This window comes from Niallia yueguangensis, from assembly GCF_052663115.1.
The window spans coordinates 105,940-124,947 of the sequence record NZ_JBQTCX010000008.1; the positions used below are offsets into that span (position 1 = coordinate 105,940).

The following is a 19,008-nucleotide window of genomic DNA, read 5'->3' on the forward strand; positions in this document are numbered from 1 at the left end:
GAAAAGTATTTCAAACTAAATATCAAATCTTCCCCCGTATACACACATTTAGCTTAAAAAGTAAATGCCCGTTTACTTAAGACTAAAAAAACTGACGTCAAAAGTTGGAATCAACCTTTGCGTCAGCTTTTCTTCTTATTTAAAAGTTGGGATATCAAATGTCATCCGATAGGAACTTAATAAACTATACATATAATACATAGAATTTACTTGCTTGCTAGCCCAACCAATATCAGTAGCATATTGATGGGAACCACCCATTTTTCCATAATCAACACGATCAGAATGACTAGGATTCCATCGCATTTCAAACAATGTGTTTTGTTTATAGGTTGGATGATTAATATATGTTTGGCCTATAAATTTAGCTCCGCCGATAATGGCAGCCTCTGGTGTAAACCAGCCTTGCTTGTATGCATATTCCGAGCCGCTTTTAAGTGGAGAACTATCATATGCACCAATTCCGTACATATTGTAAACTACTTTCGGTTCCACATCTTTTCCATCCACTTTTGATACAGTAACGCCTGTTGCTAATTGTGATTTTCCATTGCCCGTTTCTAGCATTGAATGTGCAATTAAATAGATTTCATTTACGCCATAGGTTGCACCAGCCTGCATAAACGCCCCTGCTTTTCCAACAAATATTCCTTTATTCCACAAAATCTTTTCGTTTACTTCTGCTTCGTTTAAATTAGCACTGCTGGCTAAATCTAAAAACTGCAGCTTTTGCCTTTCATCGTTTAAGAAATTATTAGGATCTAAATAATTCTTCACATCATTAGGGCTTGCATTGACCCACGCATGATAGGCCGTTTTATAGTTTAATGGAATCCCTTCAAAAACAGGTCCAACTGGCACATAATATTTGTAATAGTTAATCTCATACCAGTATTTACCGAAATTATCCATCGTTGATTTTGCGATTACATCTACTTTATTATTCGTTGATAATGTTCCAATACTCCAAAAATCAGTACTAGGACCGCCTCGAACATTCCATTTTCCACTCTTAGTAATCGCCTGTGTACCATTGTTTATCAATGTTAAAGCATCCTCCATAATATACGCTTTATACTTTGTATCTGTTTGAGGATGTAAATACATTTGATTTTGTACATGTTGATCAAGCGATTTATTTAAATAAAAATAATTTGATAAAACATTCTGTGCTTTGCTCATCTCAAACTTAATAGAAGCATTTGCGGCATCATCATAATATTTCAGTACAACGGTATGATCGCCTTGTGGTAAATAGTAGCCTAAATATTCACGTTTATCGCCGACGCTGTTATTCCATGAATCAATCATTTTAATGCCATCGATTTCTAATATTACTCCGTCATCAGCCGTCACAACAAAATTGTAATTTCCACTTTCGTCCACATTAATCACTTTTTTATAAATAGCTGAAAATTGATCATTAGGAATCGAAGCGTCTGGCGAACCTTGCTGCCAATCAAAATTTATATTTTCAATATGATTAAGTGAATCTTTTCCACCAACAATCATTGTTTTCTGTGCATCATGTATATTAAAGCTAGGAGGATTGTTTGGATCAATGATTCCAGAGAAATATTGTGCCAGCCAGCCTGAACTATCCACTACATTTCCTTCATCATATTTCGTTAGGGATAGCTTAAATTTAGCTTCGTTCGTATTGTCATAATAACGTACTTCAATCCAGTGAATATTATCATTATTCGTATCATCAATTCTTACTTTTGTTGCCTTTTCACGATATTCGCTATCATTCCATTGATTAATAACGGGCTTGCCGTCAATAAATACTTGCATGCCATCATCAGACAAGCCTCGGACAATATATTCTCCCGCTTCTAATCTTTTTGCTGTTACATATTTTGCTGAGAACATATCATTTTTAATTCCATTAGCAGGTCCATTAAATCCAAAATCCTGTTCTAATGTCATGCTATTATTGGTACTAAAAGAGTTCACCGCAGAAGGATGACCAGTTAACTCCTTATTATTATAGTAATAAGCAACCCAGTCGCCGAGCGGCAGTACATCTGCAGCTAATGTGGCATTTCCTGTATTTTCATAATAATCGATTTGAACCTTATGATCCTCATCGCTCAAGTTTTTAATTAATGCACTATTTAATCGTCCACCGGAATTTTTCCACCTGGAAATAAGATTTTGATCATCGACCTTTACTCTAAGCCCATCATCTGCAAAGTTATACACAAAATAATCATTAAACCCAGATATTTTTTTGTAAAAGGAAGCAGAAAAACCGTCTTTTCTAGTAGTGGAAAATCCTGCACCTTTTCCCCAGTTATATCGAATATTGTTTGTGTTAAAAATCGATCCTTCTCCTGACAAATGATTGTTTGGATAGGAAACTCCCAACCAATCAGAGGATGTAATGAAATCAGTTAACGGTTTAATGGTAAAATTCAATTTTGATTTACCCTTTTTCTCTAAATACTCGACACGAATCCAGTGTACATCCTTTTTAGAATCATCTGCTTCATTGCTTCGATTAGTTATGTTAAGCACTAGTTTATTTGGGATAGTGCTTCCTTTTGTCCATCTATTAATCACTAACTTATCATCAAGATATATTTTTACACCATCGTCTGCAATGTTATCTATCACATATTTACCCTCTGGCAATCTCAAAGCCGTCATAAACTTAGCAGAATAATTATCAGTTGGAATGCCAGCTATTGGTGCACCCTTTCCTAAGTCAAAAGAAAGATTTCCATATTCATTTCCATTTAGAATCGTTTTTGCTTTTGGCAGACCACTTATAGTCGTATTCGGATAATAATATGCGAGCCATTGTCCAAAAGGAACAGCATCTGCTGTAAAGTAGGCTTTTTTTACTTTTTCCAGATAGTCAAAACGCAACGTATTGTCATCATTTGTTAATCCCGTTATTAATGCTTTATTTTCTTTGCCGCCAGACCCAGACCACCTGCTGAAAAGACTTTGCCCGTTTATGCTGGCTTTTGCTCCATCATCTGCGATCGCATGGACAAAATAATCACCGTTCCTTAACAGCTTGTAATAAGAAGCGGAGAAATTATTGTTATTCGTTTTTGCATTTGGTTTACCGTCCCAATTGAAAAATAAACCATTTATTTTCCTTGCAACACTATTTCCTCCATATACATTTGCTGTACCTGCTAAATTTTGATTATTATGATAGGTAGATAACCAATTATCGTAGGATAATTCTGTTTGCAAAGGCTTAATTGAAAAATCAAGGTAGCTTTTGCCTTTCTTCTCCACATATTCCAATCTAATTTCATGTACATCCTTATTACTTTTAGACTTCGTATCTGCTATTTTTATTTTAATAGACTGTGAGCCATACTTCGGTTGATCAATGATTTTTTTTCCGTCGATATAAACCTTTAACATTTCATTGACTTTTGTTTTAATAATGTATTCTCCAGCCGGTAAACGTTTAAAAGTAGATAATTTGACAGAATAATTATCTGCTCCTATATTTTTAGCTCCTGGTCCATTATTGCCATAATTAAATGATAATGTATCGTTATTTTCATTTAATATAAAAGCATCCTGTGGTGCCCCTTTTAATCTCGTATTATTAAAGTAGTAGCCTATCCAACTATTAAAAGGCAAAATCTCCGAATACAAAGCTGCATTATTCGTATTTTCATAATACTCGCTTCTAATAGTATGGTGACCTTGAGCCATATTGGGCAAAGCTTTCATATTAAATTTCCCACTAGAATTGCGCCAATTATCAATTTGCACTTTGTTATCCACAAACGTTCTAATCGCATCATCAGCATAAGAAGTTAAAAAATAATCCTTTTGCTCATTCACATCCATGCTTTTTTCAAATTTAGCAGAAAAACCATCTGCTTTAACTTTTTTAATTGGTGCATTTTTCCCCCAATTAAATTTAACAGCATCATATTCACTTTTAACAGGTTTCCCTGATAATGCCTTATTATTATAGTAACTTCCAGACCAAAGACCTTCTGCACTTGCTCTGTCATTCGTTGAAAATAGAACATAAAAACAGCTAACAAGTAATATAAAACTAATAACTCTATTTACATTTCTTTTAGTATTAATTTGGTACACCTCCAAAGATTAAAACTCCCAATCTATTATCTAAGAATCTAGTACAAATGTTAAGCTAGTTTCCCAAAAAAAACTAGTTATTTTTTCCTGTTTCCGATAAAATTTCCCTTTTTATTTCCAGTATATGACATAGTTAGACATGCTTCTGCCACAAAAAAAGCCCTATACATAAACGCGTATAGAGCAAAACAAAAAAACTATTTCCCTCTTCTTTTTTCCATTAGGTGAAGGGTAACCTCTTTAAAGATTCAGAAACGAGTTCACTTACCCGTTTCTTCTGAAAGGGACTTAGCTAGTTGAATTAAATATGGTTTTAACGAATCGCGAATATCATTACGTTTTAACGCTAATTCAATCGTTGTCTGGATAAAACCAAATTGTTCTCCTACGTCATAACGGTTTCCTTCAAATTCGTATGCAAATACTCGTTGAATTTTATTCAATTTTTCAATTGCATCTGTTAACTGGATTTCACCGCCAGCGCCAATTTCTTGTTCTTCCAGATATTTAAAAATTTCTGGTGTAAATATATATCGTCCAATAATTGCTAAATTTGAAGGGGCTGTTCCTTTTGCAGGTTTTTCCACAAATTTTTTGACTTGGTAACGTCTATTTCCGTTATCTTCTATCGGATCAACAATACCGTAACGATGAGTTTCGGAATCTGGAACAACTTGAACCCCAATTACGGAGGATAAAGTTTGTTCATATTCATTAATTAATTGGCCAAGGCAAGGTTTTTCACTATCCACGATGTCATCGCCCAATAAAACAGCAAAAGGTTCATCTCCAATAAACTTGCGAGCACACCAAACAGCATGTCCAAGTCCTTTTGGTGCTTTTTGTCGAATATAATGAATATCTACATTGGATGATTTTTTTACTTTTTCTAATAGGTCAAATTTTTCCTTGCTGACAAGGTTTTCTTCCAATTCCCAAGCATGATCAAAATGATCTTCAATCGCTCTTTTTCCTTTTCCTGTTACAATAATAATATCTTCAATCCCAGAAGCAATTGCTTCCTCTACTATATATTGTATCGTTGGTTTATCGACAATTGGCAGCATTTCTTTCGGCATTGCCTTTGTTGCAGGCAAAAATCTTGTTCCTAATCCAGCAGCAGGTATAATAGCTTTTCTTACTCTTGTCATAACTACCTCCAAAAAATTCCTCTTCCACCTATATATTAAAGTTTTATCATGTAAATGTCTATATTTATCCTACATATTATCAGTTAATAATAGGACTATCCCTCAATAGAATTACTAATGTCCAATCATTTCCTCTTAATCGTTTTATACTTCTACTTGTCAGAAGCAAATAAAAGTTTTAGAATAAATAATTATGCAAATATAAATGATATACACATATTATATACACATACGATTCATATTATAAATCAACTAAATTTAACCGACTATATTATTTCGGGAGGAAAAAAATGAAAAAAGTAATTACTTATGGAACCTTTGATTTACTGCACTGGGGCCATATTAATATTTTGAAGCGCGCAAAAGAATTAGGCGACCACTTAACTGTTGCTATTTCTACCGATGAATTTAACGCTATAAAAAATAAACAAGCATACCACAGTTTCGATAATCGTAAAATGATATTAGAAGCCATTCGCTATGTAGATGAAGTAATACCAGAGAATGATTGGGATCAAAAAGTAAAAGACGTTATCAACCATAATATTGATATATTTGTTATGGGAGACGATTGGGAAGGTAAATTTGATTTCTTAAAAGATCATTGTGAAGTTGTTTATTTACCTAGAACGGTTGGCATTTCGACATCAAAAATTAAGAAAGATCTTTTTAAAGTAAATGGCTAGAGAACTAGCCATTTCTGCTTATTTATTACTATTTTCTTTTCTGTTTAGGATCGCAAAACTATTTCCTCAGCAAAAGAAAATAGTTTTTTGTGTCTCTTTTGCTGAAAATAATCTTTATTTATATAACGAATTAAAAACACAACAGGCTGACATTCCATGTGTTTTTTTAACGGAGAAACGAACATTTAGTTATTTTATCGAGCACCAGAAGCAAACAGATACCGTCTTATTGTTTTCACCAATTAAATTTCTCACTTTTTTAATAGGCATCTATCATCTTGCTACTGCTAAAATAATAGTAGTTGATAATTATTATGGCTATTTATCAACTATTCGTTTTAAACGAAATGTGAAATGCCTGCAAATATGGCATGCAGCAGGAGCCATTAAACAATTTGGACGGAAAGATCCATCTATTAAAACGAGAACTGCTGCGGCAAGAACTCGTTTCCAGAAAGTATACAAGCAATTCCACTACATTTCGACCGGTTCTGACAAAATGTCGACCATCTTTCAAGAAGCGTTTGGAGCCAATAAAGATCAGATGCTGCCATTAGGCATTCCAAGAACGGATTTGTTTTTTCAAAAAGATACAAAAAATAAAGTTCAACAACAAATTTACGCTGCTTATCCAAATTTTCAACATAAAAAAGTGATTTTATATGCACCTACATATAGGGATGGGGAAAAAAACTATACATTGCCATTAGATCTTTCGTTAATGAAAGCTAGTTTGCAAGAAGAGTATATCCTTATCTTAAAACTACATCCGCATATAACGAATACACTGCATTTCGATACATATAAGGATTTTGTATACGACTTAACAAATTACCCTAATATTAACGAATTACTTTTAGTAACCGATTACTTAATTACAGATTATTCGTCTATCCCATTCGAATTCTCCTTTTTGGAAAAACCAATGATTTTTTTCCCTTATGATTTAGACGAATACAAAAAATCAAGAGGTTTCTGGGAAGATTATGAGGAGCTTGTTCCTGGTCCCATCGTATCCAATACAGCAGAGATCATTGACATAATAAAAAGTCAAAGTGTCAATACGGAAAAAACCAACCGGTTTCATCAAGAATGGAATGAATATTCCGTAGGCTGTTCCAGTTATAAAACGGCTCACTTATTATTAGAATGGGTAAAAAAAGACTAGACGAAAAGCTTTTTCTCCGTCTAGTCTTTTTTATTATTTGCCTCTGTAAACCTGCCTGTTGATTTCCGTTCCAGGCGTTCGCTTTCCGCGGGCGGTCCGGGAGCCTCCTCGGCGCTATGCGCCTGTGGGGTCTCCCTCTGACTCGCTTTTCCCGCAGGAGTCTCACGCCTTCCACTCCAATCAACATAGTGCCAAAATCAACAATAAGCTTTAACATAGCCTATTATTTAATGTTAAATCCTAAATTAGAATTAACGGTTGTATAAAATTGATATAATCTTTTTTCATACATTATTTGATTCGGTTCTTTTCGGATCAAGCTAATTTTTTGATAATCATTATAGCGAAGAAATATCGCGTATCCTGCTTTTTTGAAACCTTTTAAAACTGACATAGGAATAGTTAATTCAAATAAATGATTATCTTTTTTCATTACTTCGAAGGAATATTGATTTTCTGGATCATTTCTGTCTCGAAGAATGATATCATTCACTTCATGTATATAATCTCCATAAACCGAAAAGCTCAATGTATACTTATCTTCGTTGAATATTCCTTCCTGATAGAAACCAGCCATCGACACTCTAATATGTTTATTTTCCTCGAATGGTGTCACCATATAAGGCAAGTCATCAATTACTTCGATTTCCTTCACTTTTTCTTTTTTATCCCACTTAAACAGCGGCTCAATTTTCTCCTGATCTCCCTTTAAAAACATATGGTAGACTACTTTATTAATGGGATGAAAAAACTGATCCTCGATAGAATAAGGAAGATCTTTTGTCGTTTCTATCACTTCATTAAATTTCTCATAATACGCTTCTTTATTTTTGCTTTTGAAAAAATGCTGTCTATTAAATAACCTTGTAATGCAATCAAACTCATATAGTCGATTTAAAATCATCTTTTCTGTCTTTATGTCTAGTTTTTTACTTTTCACATAATTAATTACTTTTATATTTGTGTCCATCTTCTGCATAATGGACGTTTGTTTTGTTAAGGACGCATCGTTTTCATCTAATCGATTTAAATAATAAATTGGTTTCGTTGTAGTAGATATTGTTTTCGCATTTGTTAATACATCAATAAAAAACTGTTTATCCTCTGCAAACTTCATTTCAGGGTATCTAATATTATTTTCTTTTAATACACTTGTTTTCATCATTCTTGAACGAGGTCCTAAATGTTGAAAAATATGGGGAATAGAAGTCGGCAACACTCCTCTTCTTTCCATACATGATTCGTGTTCTCCTACAATTTTCGTTGATTTTGTTTCCACTTGTATCGTTTTTCCTACCACATAATCATCGTTGGATTCTTTTAATATTTGATACAATGTTTCCAAACCATCTTGTTCTAACCAATCATCTGCATCTAAAAAAGTAATATATGGTGCTGTAGCTAACTCGATTCCTAAATTTCTCGGCTGAGCAGGCGTCCCTGTATTTTTCTCTAAAAATACAACAACCATGTTCGCATATTTTTTTGCATAATCTAACAATATAGGACGTGATTGGTCAGTTGAACCATCATCCACTAATATGTATTCTATTTCATTAAAGTTCAGTGTTTGATTCACAACAGAATCAATCGTTTTCGTTAAATATTTTTCAGCATTATAAACAGGTGTAACAACCGTTACCACTTTATCTTTTTTCTTTTTTAAGACATCAAATAGGCTTGGTTTTTTATTAGCAATAAAGTAACCGTCGCTATTGTATTGTATTTTATGTTGTTTTTCAAAATCTAATTTATTATAAGTATTAGACAACTCTTAACACTCTCTTTCTGTTTCTCTTTTATTTTTTATATTATATCGCTTATGTATTATCTTAAACTTAGGATAAAAAAACAATCTACCAAGCACTATCACGCCGCTTTTTTTTCATTAAAGTTGACGTAGCTCCGGCCCCTTTTCCAAACTAAATAAAAGACTATTCCTAAGCCTCCTCCAAAGCAATCAACAATTACATCCGATTTAAGCGGAGTTCTTCCATCTTTAAATAGTTGATGCGTTTCATCTAATATAGCATAAATCAGCACAAACAAGAAACTAATCACGGCTGCCTTTAATGTAGACTGCTTATAAGTTCGGAATGCTCGAATTGTAAAAAATGCAAGATTGACATCCTCCCCCACCTAAAATCTTAACGTTTTTTGAGGAAGGGGATTCCAAAGGGATTTCACTGCGTTACAAACCGTCAGTGCCTTTGGTGTTACCGTTACCTCCTCCCAGTCCACACGTTGTTTCTAAAACAAAGAACGGTAGGGAATCATCAGTTAGGTGTACAGCTCAGTCAGGAGCCTTGTGAAGGACATTGAATCCTTTACAGCGGTTTTAAGCCGCAGTTATATCTTTTGATGGTCGTGTAGATATAACAAAACTTGCATTGACATCTGCATTTTGTTTATGTCCACATGAGCATGTATACAAAGAGCCTCGACGGTTCTTTTTTTGTTTATGTCCACATTTGGAGCATTCTTGACTCGTTTTATACGGATCTACTTTTTGCACTTCCAGCTCGGCTAATTGTGCTTTGTATATAAGTTTTGTTTCTAAGTCAAAGAAAGCCCAGGAATGAATATTTCTGTCGCTTTTTTTCCAATATTTTTTCATAGAACGAATAGAAGAGAGGTCTTCGATTTTAATGATAGAAGCACCACAATCTTTAGCAAACTGAACCATTTTCTTTGAGATGACATGATTCCAGTATTGAATGATACGTTGTTCTTTATTTTCTAATCGTTTCAACGCTTTCGTATTTTTCGCTTTTTGAATTTTTCTGCGAAGTTTAAAAAATTTTCTACGAATATGACCAATCTGTTTTCCGTTAAAATGAATATACTTGCCTATTTCCCTATCTCCAGGTACCGCAATATATTTTAGTCCTCTATCAACCCCAATAGATTTTGTACCTGTAGACTTTTTCTCTAATTCAAACGAAAGTGCAAAAGAAAAATACCATTTTCCTTTCTTATAGAACAATTGTCCGTTTCCCTTTTTTAATTTGGAGATATTGTCATAGGATGCTTGAAAGAATGGAGAGTTTTTGTCCATTTCTTCCGTCAAAAGAAAACCAATCCAAAAAAGAGTATACGCATTGGTCTTTAAAGGAACGTATTTATCTATTGTAAGATTTCCCTTCTCCATTGTAGGAATTCCCAACTTAAGATAACCATTATCCTGTCTTAACCTCCAATTCTGGTTATTAAATAGAATGGATATTCTTCTGCGAAAAGAAGGAAAGCCTTTCGTTTTCTTATTCTTTTTCCAGTCCTCGTATCGACTAAGTGCCAGTTTTCTAGCTTCTTGAATGAGGGTAGAAGGAAGTTCAATAGGAGCTAATCTTTTATCTAATTCCGACTTTGTTACTGCAGGATTTTCTTTTTTGTATTGAATAGCTATATTACAAGCTTCCGAAAAGTTTTGTCGCATCATTTCATACATCTTTTCTTTCACTTTTGTTGGTTGAAACAAGGGCAGTTTAATCGTAATGGTTGGCATTTGTTTCACCACCTTCTTTTGATAAGAATATTTTACCAAAACAAGAACAAGCGTTCCAGTTATATCTTCTTTTAAACAAAAAAAAAGAAGGCGATTCATCTCCCACCTACTCTCTTCGTTCCTTGAGGAAGGAGTCTTCTCGCTCAACTATGATAAAAAATTCGATAACATGTGCCACACCTAAAGCTTGCACACTGATTTCTTTTTCGGCATACGTAAAAGCTACCGGTGATAATAACGAGTTAAAAAACTCGTTTTCCTCTAACGCTTGCAGCCATGGTGTAATATCTTGATCTTTATAAGGCTCTGAAGAAAATCCAAAAATTATTGTAATAATCATTATAATAGGCAACCACAAAAATACCGTTTTTTTCATTATATTCTCCTTCTAAATAAGAAATGCGCAGGCGCCTTGCTCAGCCCTGAAGAAAAATGTTCATTTTACTCGAAAAGTGCTTTTTACTTTTAGGGGAAAAGGGTTATTTTTCACAAGGGCTAGGCGCCGGAGCTAGACACTCATCTAAGTTTAAAAATTTTATACTTATTTTTCTATGAAACTTCCTTTTATAGGAAATATTCTATTTTCTCATCAAAACTATGCAATATGCTATTTTTTTGCTATTCTTTATTATAGTCTATCAAATTATGTAAAGATATGGAGGATTTTATCGAATGGTTTCCACTAAGCCAAAAAAGAAAAAAAGAATATGGCTACGAATACTACTCAGTCTATTCCTGTTAATTATTATTGCTATTGGTGCTTATATATTTTCTATCTATAAATCTTTAACAGATGCTGTTGGTACAATGCATCAGCCTGTTGAAAGAACAGCAAGCAAACGAGTAGAAGACATTCAATTAAATAAAAAAGAGCCTTTTTCCATTTTAATGCTTGGAGTGGATGAACGGGACGGAGACAACGGCCGCTCCGATACGATGATCGTACTTGCCGTTAACCCTAATAATAATTCTGTTAAAATGCTAAGTATTCCTCGTGACACAAGAACGGAAATCATTGGCCATGGTACAAGCGATAAAATCAACCATGCCTACGCATTTGGCGGTGTCGCTATGTCGATGGATACAGTTGAAAACTTTCTTGATATCCCAATTGACTACTATATGCAAATCAATATGGAAGGATTTAAAGATATCGTAAATGCTGTTGATGGAGTGACAGTTCAGAACGATTTAGACTTTACGTATGAAGGGATTCACTTTCCAAAAGGATCTATTACATTAGATGGCGACAAAGCCTTAAAGTTTTCTCGTATGCGTTATGATGACCCACGTGGTGATTATGGACGTCAATTAAGACAACGAGAAATCATTCAAGCGGTGATAAAAGAAGGAGCAAGCTTAAATTCCCTTACTAATTTTGGTGATATTTTTGATGCATTAAGTAAAAATATTAAAACCAATCTTACTTTTGATGAAATGGTAGAAATTCAACAACATTATAAAGCGGCTGCAAATAACATAAATCAAGAAACCATTACAGGTTCAGGTCAAAAGATAAATAATATATGGTATTTAATCGTTCCTGATGAAGAAAAAACAAAAGTTCAAAAGGAAATGAAAGAACAGTTAGAAATAAAATAATAAAAGCTAGACACACTTCAGGCTTCAATAAATTTATTCTTTCTTAACCTTTTAGAAAGCTGTTTTCGTATAGATTGTTGCTTTTAAACTCGCAGCCTGAATACACTCCGCTTTCCGTGGGCGAGCGTCGAGCCTCCTCGTCGCATACGCTCCGTGGGGTCTCGTCTTTCTCGCATTCCCACAGGAGTCTACGTGTATGCAGGCTGCTAAGAAACGCTTTTCCAAATGTATTATAAAAAACAACAAACTTTTAGAAAACAGCCATTAGAAAAAATCCTTTACACTCACATTTTCACTACAAATGTGAGTGTAAAGGATTTTTTCTTGTTTAGAGATTTGTATTTCTTACGTTCCTCCAAAAGGAAACTTGCTTCCATTCCACATTGATGGCTCATTATAAATCGAGCTTTTGTTGATGAGTCATTATCATTTGCTAATTAGAAACATTCCCCGACATTTCCCGGAAAATATCATGTCGTGTTTTGTTGGAATTTTCTGTTTCTTCTGATTATCGCAACGAATGTTATTTAAATACTATAAATCATTCTATACTTCACGATTTTTTTCACATCTCATAAATTTCAATTGGCAGTCCATCTGGATCAGCAAAAAAGGTATATTTTTTATTTGTATAAGGATCGGTTCTTACTTCTTCCACCTCAATGCAATGGTCTGCTAAATAACCTATTGTTTCATTAATATCTTCTACTTCAAAGGCAATATGACGTAAGCCTGTTGCTTCAGGATAACTAGGTCTTTCTTTTGGGTTAGGAAAAGAAAACAATTCAATTTGATATACATCATTTACTTTTAGATCTAGTTTATAGGATTCTCTTTCTGCCCGAAAAACTTCTAATTGAGGAGTAAATCCTAGTATATCCACATAAAAATATTTTGATTTTTCATAGTCGCTGCAAATTATGGCAATATGGTGAATCCTCTTTATCTTCATCATGTTAGCACCTTCCTTCAAAAAACGTTATAGCTTCAAGACTAATTACTACTCTCGAAGCCACAAGTATAGGCTCTTCAAAAACACTTGGCTTTCTAAGGCGAAATTTGTAAAGTGCAGAGTTACCGTTTTAGGGTAATAGGCATCCGAACAAGACGAGCAACGACGAAAGCGAGCGTTTGCCGCCAGCCTAACTTCCCTTATGCCAATTCCACGCACTTCCAATAATCATTTCTAAATCACATTCAGCCTTCCATCCTAATTCTTTATAAATTTTATCAGAAGAAGCAACAAGTCTTGCAGGATCTCCAGCACGTCTTTCTGCAAAAACAACCTTTGCTTTTTGTTCCGTTACTTTTTCACATGTTTCAATCACTTCTTTTACAGAGTAGCCTACTCCATTTCCTAAATTATATGTTTCTGCTTCCTTGCGACCATCTAAAAGTGCTTCTAATGCTTTAATATGTGCTTCCGCAAGATCGGTTACATGAATATAATCACGGATACAAGTGCCGTCTTCTGTTGGATAATCTGTTCCAAACACAGAAATGGAGTCTCTTTTACCTAATAAATGCTGTAAGATAATCGGAATTAAATGCGTTTCTGGATCATGATTTTCGCCAATTTCACCTGATGCATGAGCACCTGCTGCATTAAAATAACGTAATACAACATAGTTCAATCCGTAGGCTTGATGAAAATCTGCTAAAATTTGTTCTACCATTAATTTCGATTTTCCATATGGATTAATTGGTAATGTTGCAGAGTTTTCCAAAATGATATCCTCTTCCGGTATGCCGTATGTAGCTGCAGTAGAAGAAAAAATAAAGTTTTTCACTTTATGCTTTAACATCACTTTCAATAAAGTTAATGTATTGGCAACATTGTTTTCATAATATTTATATGGATCTTGAACAGACTCCCCTACTAAGCTATAGGCAGCAAAGTGCATCACAGCTTTAATCGGATAGTTAGAAAAAATAGGTTCTAAATCTTCCTCTTTTCCTAAATCACCTTTTATAAATACAGCACGTGAATCAACCGCTTCCTCATGACCTGTTGTTAAATTATCTAAAACAACAACTTCTTCTTTCTCTACTAATTCTTTTACTAAATGGCTGCCAATATAGCCAGCGCCTCCTACTACTAATATCATAAACCTGCTCCTTTGCTATCAATCTAGTATGTATATCATTACAATCAAACTATCAAAAACGAATCGTATATTTTACGATCGTTTCATTCCCCCAATATCTGTATTTTATCATAGGAATACATGGCATTTAAAACTTTTCTTACCAAATTATTATATTCCAACTGATTCTATAGTGATTCGTTTAAACAAGAACCGGCATGATACTTATCAATATAACAAAAAAGATGCTACAACAAATGCTGCAACATCTTATTATTATACGTTTTACATTAAGAACCCATTTTATCGGGAACAGTTTTTTTCTTGTATTTTTGTTTTAATACATAATAAAAAAACGCAGCATGACCAACAAGATTTCTTTTCCATAATCTTTTTGGTTCCTTTACCATCCGGTACAGCCATTCTAGCCGAAGCTTTCTAAACATTTCAGGGGCCCGTTTTACATTTCCAGATGAAAAATCAATAAAAGCACCGACAGCAAGGATAAGGGTACAATTTAATTTCGAACGATTTTCTGCAATCCACTTTTCTTGAAGAGGCATTCCGAAGCCAACTAATAATATATCCGTTTTTTTATTATTAATGTCATCAATAACAGCTCCTGAATGGTTGGGATCATAATAGCCATGGTGCTCCCCTACAAACTCTAGTTGTTTATACTGTTGCTGCAGCCTCTTAAGCGCATCTTTTGCAATCCCTTGTTTCGCACCTAAAAGAAATATACGGTATTTCTGACTGTGACTACTATTTAAATGCTGAAACAATGCTGGAATAAAATCGGTGCCATTTAGATTCTCTTTAAATCGAAAACCAAATAGCTTAGCACCAACCTCAATACCAATTCCATCATTTAATAAAAGATCGCCATTATTTATTACATCACGATAATGACTATCTTCCTGCGCAAGATTATAGCAATGGTCATTTAAAAAATATAAATCAGTAGATTTTTTTTCACTTAAACGTTTATCAATATAATAAATGGCATCATTTGTATTTACTACATTTACGAGAATATTTCCCATCCATCTTTTTTCCATCATTCAATTAACTCTCCTATTTCTGTGTATCTTACATTATATAAAAAAACCGAGCTCGATACAATTCACCAACGGAACCAGTTTGAGTCAAGCATTTGTGGGCAGTTTTTTTATCCCCTAGAAAAGAAAGCGAATTCATTATTTTTGGTTTCTCTCTTGGTACATATTTTTCATTTTTTAAGTCTCTGTTCATTTTTATTGTTGATTTTAAAAGAAGGCCCGCAACCAATGTCATCAACCTAAGTTTCAAAAAACAGGAAAATAAGTAACTGATTAGGAAGTAAGGGTTTCCGTTCTGTTCTCCGAGGCTTACCGCTCGCTTTCCACGGGGCGAGCGAAGTGTATTCCACCTGCGGAACCCTATTTTCAAGGTAGCAAAAAGACAGCACCTCCATTCTTAAGTGAATGTCGTACTGTCTTTTTATCGCATAACCGAAACAAAAAGTATCTGTCTACTTTTTTATAAAAAACCTTTTAAAACATAGCGAAGCAACTCTTTTTTTCTTCGATTTTCTATCGTTAAATTGCGCCACTCTTTTACTTTGATTGGCGTTATATAAGGATGGTTGCTTATCTTTTTATTTACCGATGGAATAATGACGATGTCACCTTTTTTTACTCCCATGGTTATTTGCTGATAACCGTCAACTTGCAACCCTGTTTGCACTCCTTTTTTTGCTAAAAAACCATTTTCGATGACATAAATTTTGTCACTACCCTTTTTAGATAAAACACTCTTTTTCGGAATAGAGATGGCATTTAGTACTTTTTTTGTAATTATCTGCACATTGACATGTGTTCCACTTACCATTTCTTTTGGCTGTTCATTTAATTTAATAGTAAAAGGATACAGACTTTCTTTTTTAATAGATGCATGATCCTTTGGTAGTGCTGAAACATAATCAACCGCACCTGTATACTCTTTCCCGCTACTATCTTTTACAAGTACTTCCATTCCTTCTTTGATTTTTGTTCGTTCCGCTTCCTTAAGCAAACCTTCTACCTTCTGATCCTTCGAAACGACAGTTATAATAGGATTAGCTAAATCTTCTTTCACTTCAGCAATATAGCCAGAAATCGTGCTTCGTTCCAGTGAATTAGCTAATCCTGCTCGATGCATTTGCAGCAAAGCTTGCTTTTTTTCAATCACTGCGGCAACCTTTGCCTGCTCTTGTTGTTTGTCTAAAATTTGCTGTTGAACGGAAGTCGCAATATGCTCATTATTATTGTTATTATTTTCATTATTGTCATTTTCATTATTTTCGTTCTCATTATTTTCATCTAAGTTTGGAGGAGAAGAGGATAAACTAGAGAGTAAACGGGACAGCTCTCCCACTTGTACTTGCAGACTGCTCCGTTCCTTTTCTAATTGCTGAATCTCCAACGCCAACTCGTCTGTCGAATTTTTTGCCGTATTATTCTTATAGGCAAGCAGTGGTGTATTAGATTCGACAAATTCTCCGTTTTTCACTAAAAATCCACTGAAGTCACCTTTACTTTTATCCAAATAAACAGTTTGTTTTTCTAGCGGTAAACTTATTCCTTCTTTTCCTAATCTTTGCACTAAATCTCTTTCCGCAGCTTTAGTCCATGCATGTACATATGTACTGTGATCAAATGGATGTTTCGTTTTAAGCAGCAAGGTAATATTGGCACCAATAAATAAGATAATGACGATGAATAGCGCACTTTTTTTCCAGTTCATTTTTTTCCTCCTCTCTATATTATATTAATTCTTCTAACTTCCAGTATTGTGTTAATGCCGCTATCAGAAGAAAAAATACATAGATAACAACGACAAGCAATAGGATAAATGATCGGTTTTTCCCTGAAAGAGCAGTTAAATATTTATATTGAATATACATCATCCATAATTTAAATATGGTAATTTCCGTACAAAAATAATAGACTATTTTTTTGGTTGTAATAGCTTGTGCAATAATCCCTAATGAAAAGATGGAGGATAATGGTGTCAAACCAAAATACAGCTGCAAGGGTAGCAACAGTAATTTCTCCAAAAGCAGCACAAAGACTGCTATAAACTGAATATATAGTAGCTTTTGATAGTCTATATCTGTAAAGGCATAAAAATATAACGGTACTAAAAATAGATGAATAGAAAGAAATACCCATGCCCAACTAATTTGTCCAATTGCAAATAATAATTTGTTTAATTCAAAATCACTAGCACTGTATTGTGTTAATTCCCGAGAAACAACCTCATTTCCTATACCGAAAAAACTGCTTAATCCATACAGTACAGTTGTTACGATAAAAAGAAGAACAATGTTTTTTGTTAAACTTGCTATTTTTTCTGTTTTCTCAAGCTCATAAGAAAAACTCTTGATGGCTTTTAATCCTCGTATTACTTGGGCATAAAAATTCACCCTGAAACTCCCCCTTACAATCTACATAAATGGTTTAACAGAATCTATTCTATTATATAAAAAATAGTTTACTTGTAATTAATCTAATTATAAATAGGATGACTATCTTATTTTAACTGAAAACCAGATTATGTAAAGGTACTCAAGTATTTCTTGTACATGGTTCTTTACTGGAGGTATGTAGTTCTTTAGCGATCATGTTGATTTTGGAAGGAAATTTGCGAGACTCCTGCGGAAAAACGGGATGGAAAGAAACCGCAGTGAGGTACGAGCAAGGAGGCTTGCAAGTTCGTCCGCGGAAAGCGAGTGAATTTCCTGACCATGATAAATCAACACTGAAATTTAACAGAGCCTATATAAAAAGAAAAACAGCGTAAATTAATTACGCTGCAAAAAAGAAGGAGTATAGGAGGACTTGATTGATTTTATTTTAAGAGGAATTTTTGTTTAAAAAGATTTTTTAAACAGGATGGATAAAATATTTAGAATTTCATTAATATAGAAGATTATCGTTATGTGGATGTCTGAGCAGATAAACGCGGCAAAATTTCAGATTGAATGATATGCTCTAATTGAGCTATTCTTGTTTCATATTGTGCGATTTTTTTATTATTTTTTCCTTGCATCGCAATAAGTGTCACGAGCAAATCATTAATATTCGGTGCAATATTCACCCGCATCCTCCCCTTTTTAAGGAATCATCTGTTCCGTTTTTTTCGGATCTAAAAATTTTACATATTCCGCAATAACTTCGGTTACGTATATTCTTTTACCTTCCTGGTTTTCATAATTGCGTGTTTGAATTCTGCCCATGATTCCGATTAATGAGCCTTTTCTGCAATAATGAACGGTATTTTCCGCTGTTTTTTTCCAAAAAATACATTGAACAAAATCTGTTTCATATTCTCCAGCCTGATTGCGAAAATTGCGGCCAACAGCAATCGTTACATTTGTAACAGATGTTCCTTCCTGCGTCACCCTTAGTTCTGGGTCTCTGGTTAATCTACCTACCAATGTGACTTGATTAATCATATATGCCTCCTTTCTTTTCGGGTGTTTTTATCATACTAAAAAGTTCTTTTTATGAAAAATAGCGAAAAATAAGTTTTCAGATTGCTAACAAGCTGAATTCTTAATTTTCGCTAAGTGATTATTAATTCATTTGCCCATTTTTCGTCCTATACTGACAAAATCATTCATTTTTTTATTTTTTTAGAAACAGCATAATTTTTCACAGAAAATGAAAAAAAGATTCCCTATACAAGGAATCTT

Annotated in this window: 16 protein-coding genes; 3 read left to right on the forward strand and 13 right to left on the reverse strand. The window is 33.9% G+C overall.

Annotation, left to right across the window (positions count from 1 at the left end; genetic code table 11):
- Positions 1-135 precede the first annotated feature (135 nt).
- Together ACTYA4_RS09585 and galU are read right to left on the reverse strand one after the other, a co-directional pair.
- A complete protein-coding gene (locus ACTYA4_RS09585; protein ID WP_445505622.1) occupies positions 136-4,089 on the reverse strand; it encodes a PA14 domain-containing protein in 3,954 nt (1,317 codons plus the stop codon).
- A gap of 260 nt (positions 4,090-4,349) precedes the next feature.
- Positions 4,350-5,240, reverse strand: a complete 891-nt coding sequence (gene galU, locus ACTYA4_RS09590) for a UTP--glucose-1-phosphate uridylyltransferase GalU (RefSeq protein ID WP_443482449.1) — start codon at positions 5,238-5,240, stop codon at positions 4,350-4,352.
- A 290-nt stretch (positions 5,241-5,530) separates the two neighbouring features.
- Between galU and tagD the strand changes: the two genes are divergently transcribed.
- Together tagD and ACTYA4_RS09600 are read left to right on the forward strand one after the other, a co-directional pair.
- Positions 5,531-5,926 carry a glycerol-3-phosphate cytidylyltransferase gene (gene tagD, locus ACTYA4_RS09595; protein WP_443482450.1) on the forward strand — a complete coding sequence of 132 codons (396 nt, stop codon included), beginning with the start codon at positions 5,531-5,533 and terminating at the stop codon, positions 5,924-5,926.
- Entirely contained in the window at positions 5,919-7,094 is a 1,176-nt protein-coding gene (locus tag ACTYA4_RS09600; RefSeq protein WP_445505611.1) for a CDP-glycerol glycerophosphotransferase family protein, read from the forward strand. Before tagD ends, ACTYA4_RS09600 begins: the two co-directional genes overlap by 8 nt.
- Positions 7,095-7,317: 223 nt before the next feature.
- On the opposite strand, the gene ACTYA4_RS09605 is transcribed toward ACTYA4_RS09600, so the two are convergent.
- The 4 genes from ACTYA4_RS09605 to ACTYA4_RS09620 all read right to left on the reverse strand — a co-directional run bounded on the left by ACTYA4_RS09605 (position 7,318) and on the right by ACTYA4_RS09620 (position 10,975).
- Positions 7,318-8,865 carry a glycosyltransferase family 2 protein gene (locus tag ACTYA4_RS09605; protein WP_445505612.1) on the reverse strand — a complete coding sequence of 516 codons (1,548 nt, stop codon included), beginning with the start codon at positions 8,863-8,865 and terminating at the stop codon, positions 7,318-7,320.
- Positions 8,866-8,963: 98 nt separating this feature from the next.
- Positions 8,964-9,233 carry a VanZ family protein gene (locus tag ACTYA4_RS09610; protein ID WP_443482453.1) on the reverse strand — a complete coding sequence of 90 codons (270 nt, stop codon included), beginning with the start codon at positions 9,231-9,233 and terminating at the stop codon, positions 8,964-8,966.
- Positions 9,234-9,432: 199 nt separating this feature from the next.
- The gene (locus ACTYA4_RS09615; protein WP_445505613.1) at positions 9,433-10,698 is read right to left on the reverse strand and encodes an RNA-guided endonuclease InsQ/TnpB family protein; all 1,266 of its coding nucleotides are present in this window, start codon (positions 10,696-10,698) and stop codon (positions 9,433-9,435) included.
- A 7-nt stretch (positions 10,699-10,705) separates the two neighbouring features.
- Positions 10,706-10,975, reverse strand: a complete 270-nt coding sequence (locus ACTYA4_RS09620) for a hypothetical protein (RefSeq protein ID WP_445505614.1) — start codon at positions 10,973-10,975, stop codon at positions 10,706-10,708.
- A 296-nt stretch (positions 10,976-11,271) separates the two neighbouring features.
- On the opposite strand from ACTYA4_RS09620, the gene tagU reads away from it, so the two are divergent.
- Positions 11,272-12,201, forward strand: coding sequence for a polyisoprenyl-teichoic acid--peptidoglycan teichoic acid transferase TagU (gene tagU, locus ACTYA4_RS09625; protein ID WP_443481881.1), 930 nt, complete (start codon positions 11,272-11,274; stop codon positions 12,199-12,201).
- Between the two features lie 565 nt (positions 12,202-12,766).
- Here the strand turns inward: tagU and gloA2 are convergent.
- From gloA2 to ssb, 7 genes are all read right to left on the reverse strand, one after another.
- A complete protein-coding gene (gene gloA2, locus ACTYA4_RS09630) occupies positions 12,767-13,153 on the reverse strand; it encodes an SMU1112c/YaeR family gloxylase I-like metalloprotein (RefSeq protein ID WP_443482007.1) in 387 nt (128 codons plus the stop codon).
- Positions 13,154-13,343: 190 nt separating this feature from the next.
- The gene (galE, locus tag ACTYA4_RS09635) at positions 13,344-14,309 is read right to left on the reverse strand and encodes a UDP-glucose 4-epimerase GalE (protein ID WP_443481882.1); all 966 of its coding nucleotides are present in this window, start codon (positions 14,307-14,309) and stop codon (positions 13,344-13,346) included.
- 269 nt (positions 14,310-14,578) lie between these two features.
- Positions 14,579-15,352, reverse strand: a complete 774-nt coding sequence (locus ACTYA4_RS09640) for a WecB/TagA/CpsF family glycosyltransferase (RefSeq protein ID WP_443481883.1) — start codon at positions 15,350-15,352, stop codon at positions 14,579-14,581.
- Between the two features lie 457 nt (positions 15,353-15,809).
- Entirely contained in the window at positions 15,810-17,054 is a 1,245-nt protein-coding gene (locus ACTYA4_RS09645) for an efflux RND transporter periplasmic adaptor subunit (protein WP_443481884.1), read from the reverse strand.
- Positions 17,055-17,073: 19 nt separating this feature from the next.
- Positions 17,074-17,736 carry a hypothetical protein gene (locus ACTYA4_RS09650; protein ID WP_443481885.1) on the reverse strand — a complete coding sequence of 221 codons (663 nt, stop codon included), beginning with the start codon at positions 17,734-17,736 and terminating at the stop codon, positions 17,074-17,076.
- A gap of 512 nt (positions 17,737-18,248) precedes the next feature.
- Positions 18,249-18,410, reverse strand: coding sequence for a hypothetical protein (locus ACTYA4_RS09655; protein ID WP_443481886.1), 162 nt, complete (start codon positions 18,408-18,410; stop codon positions 18,249-18,251).
- Positions 18,411-18,426: 16 nt separating this feature from the next.
- Positions 18,427-18,768 (reverse strand): single-stranded DNA-binding protein, encoded by a 342-nt coding sequence (ssb, locus tag ACTYA4_RS09660; protein WP_445505615.1) that lies wholly within the window; start codon positions 18,766-18,768, stop codon positions 18,427-18,429.
- Positions 18,769-19,008 lie beyond the last annotated feature (240 nt).